Genomic DNA, 3,045 nt, shown 5'->3' with positions numbered 1-3,045 from the left:
GTCCGACGCGCTCTGTTAGCGCGAAACAGACTTGTTATAGGATCAAGCCTTACGGGCAATTAGTATCAGTTAGCTGAACGCATTACTGCGCTTACACACCTGACCTATCAACGTCCTGGTCTCGAACGACCCTTCAAGGGGATCTAGTCCCCAGGGATATCTCATCTTAAGGCGAGTTTCCCGCTTAGATGCTTTCAGCGGTTATCTCTTCCGAACATAGCTACCCGGCGATGCCACTGGCGTGACAACCGGTACACCAGAGGTTCGTCCACTCCGGTCCTCTCGTACTAGGAGCAGCCCCCTTCAAATATCCAACGCCCACGGCAGATAGGGACCAAACTGTCTCACGACGTTTTAAACCCAGCTCACGTACCTCTTTAAATGGCGAACAGCCATACCCTTGGGACCGGCTACAGCCCCAGGATGAGATGAGCCGACATCGAGGTGCCAAACACCGCCGTCGATATGAACTCTTGGGCGGTATCAGCCTGTTATCCCCAGAGTACCTTTTATCCGTTGAGCGATGGCCCTTCCATACAGAACCACCGGATCACTATGACCTGCTTTCGCACCTGCTCGACTTGTCGGTCTCGCAGTTAAGCACGCTTATGCCATTGCACTATCAGCACGATTTCCGACCGTACCTAGCGTACCTTCGTACTCCTCCGTTACGCTTTGGGAGGAGACCGCCCCAGTCAAACTGCCTACCATGCACTGTCCCCGACCCGGATCACGGGCCAAGGTTAGAACCTCAAACAAACCAGGGTGGTATTTCAAGGACGGCTCCACCGAAACTAGCGTTCCGGTTTCATAGCCTCCCACCTATCCTACACAGATCGGTTCAAAGTCCAATGCAAAGCTACAGTAAAGGTTCATGGGGTCTTTCCGTCTAGCCGCGGGTAGATTGCATCATCACAAACACTTCAACTTCGCTGAGTCTCGGGAGGAGACAGTGTGGCCATCGTTACGCCATTCGTGCAGGTCGGAACTTACCCGACAAGGAATTTCGCTACCTTAGGACCGTTATAGTTACGGCCGCCGTTTACCGGGACTTCAATCAAGAGCTTGCACCCCATCATTTAATCTTCCGGCACCGGGCAGGCGTCACACCCTATACGTCCACTTTCGTGTTTGCAGAGTGCTGTGTTTTTATTAAACAGTCGCAGCCACCAGTTTATTGCAACCCCTTCACCCTCCTGGCGCAGGCCAGTCAAGCTACAAGGGCGTACCTTATCCCGAAGTTACGGTACCAATTTGCCGAGTTCCTTCTCCCGAGTTCTCTCAAGCGCCTTAGAATACTCATCTCGCCCACCTGTGTCGGTTTGCGGTACGGTCATCGTTAGACTGAAGCTTAGAGGCTTTTCTTGGAACCACTTCCAATTGCTTCGCTCCCGAAGGAGCTCGCGCCACACCCTTGAATTACGCACCCGGATTTGCCTAAGTGCCTTCTCCAATGCAGCGACCGGGACTTCCAACACCCGGACAACCTTCCGCGATCCGTCCCCCCATCGCATCTAACAATGGTGCAGGAATATTGACCTGCTTCCCATCAGCTACGCATTTCTGCCTCGCCTTAGGGGCCGACTCACCCTACGCCGATGAACGTTGCGTAGGAAACCTTGGGCTTACGGCGAGGGGGCCTTTCACCCCCTTTATCGCTACTCATGTCAGCATTCGCACTTCCGATACCTCCAGCACGCTTTTCAACGCACCTTCGCAGGCTTACGGAACGCTCTCCTACCATGCGTGCAAAGCACGCATCCGCAGCTTCGGTATATAGCTTAGCCCCGTTACATCTTCCGCGCAGGACGACTCGATCAGTGAGCTATTACGCTTTCTTTAAAGGGTGGCTGCTTCTAAGCCAACCTCCTGACTGTTTTAGCCTTCCCACTTCGTTTCCCACTTAGCTATATTTGGGGACCTTAGCTGGCGGTCTGGGTTGTTTCCCTCTTGACACCGGACGTTAGCACCCGATGTCTGTCTCCCGTGATTGCACTCTTCGGTATTCGGAGTTTGCTATGGCGGGGTAATCTGCAATAGACCCCCCAACCATGACAGTGCTCTACCCCCGAAGGTGAGACACGAGGCACTACCTAAATAGTTTTCGGAGAGAACCAGCTATTTCCAAGTTTGTTTAGCCTTTCACCCCTATCCACAGCTCATCCCCTAACTTTTCAACGTTAGTGGGTTCGGACCTCCAGTACGTGTTACCGCACCTTCATCCTGGCCATGGATAGATCACTTGGTTTCGGGTCTACGCCCAGCAACTGAACGCCCTATTCGGACTCGCTTTCGCTACGCCTGCCCTATACGGTTAAGCTTGCTACTGAACGTAAGTCGCTGACCCATTATACAAAAGGTACGCCGTCACCCCTTACGAGGCTCCGACTGTTTGTATGCATGCGGTTTCAGGATCTATTTCACTCCCCTCCCGGGGTTCTTTTCGCCTTTCCCTCACGGTACTGGTTCACTATCGGTCGATCACGAGTATTTAGCCTTGGAGGATGGTCCCCCCATCTTCAGACAGGATTTCACGTGTCCCGCCCTACTTGTCGTACACTTAGTTCTTTCATACTGTTTTCGCCTACAGGGCTATCACCTGCTATGGCCGCACTTTCCAGAGCGTTCGGCTAACAATACAAATAAAGAGTACAAGGCTCATCCCATTTCGCTCGCCACTACTTTGGGAATCTCGGTTGATTTCTTTTCCTGCGGTTACTTAGATGTTTCAGTTCACCGCGTTCGCTTCACATGGCCTATGTATTCAGCCATGGATACTCCAAAAGGAGTGGGTTTCCCCATTCGGACATCTACGGATCAAAGCTCGTTTGCCAGCTCCCCGTAGCTTTTCGCAGGCTACCGCGTCCTTCATCGCCTGTGATCGCCAAGGCATCCACCACATGCACTTGTTCGCTTGACCCTATAACGAGTCTGTCTTGCGACAGTCGCTACAGGTTGAGTTCTCGCGTTGTGCCGTATTCCAATTGAGTCAAACATAGAGTTCGAATCATCTTGAGATACATCGATACAATCACAACCCGGATA

Annotated in this window: 1 rRNA gene; it reads right to left on the bottom strand. The window is 52.4% G+C overall.

Annotated elements, in window-relative coordinates:
• Positions 1–38: 38 nt before the first annotated feature.
• Positions 39–2,920 (bottom strand): 23S ribosomal RNA (locus F3J14_RS34305).
• Positions 2,921–3,045: the final 125 nt, after the last annotated feature.

The sequence above is a fragment of the Burkholderia sp. Tr-862 genome (genome assembly GCF_011753085.1).
Classification (GTDB): domain Bacteria; phylum Pseudomonadota; class Gammaproteobacteria; order Burkholderiales; family Burkholderiaceae; genus Burkholderia; species Burkholderia ambifaria.
Note: the sequence above shows the minus strand (reverse complement) of the source record. Positions and strands in the feature narration are given on the sequence as shown.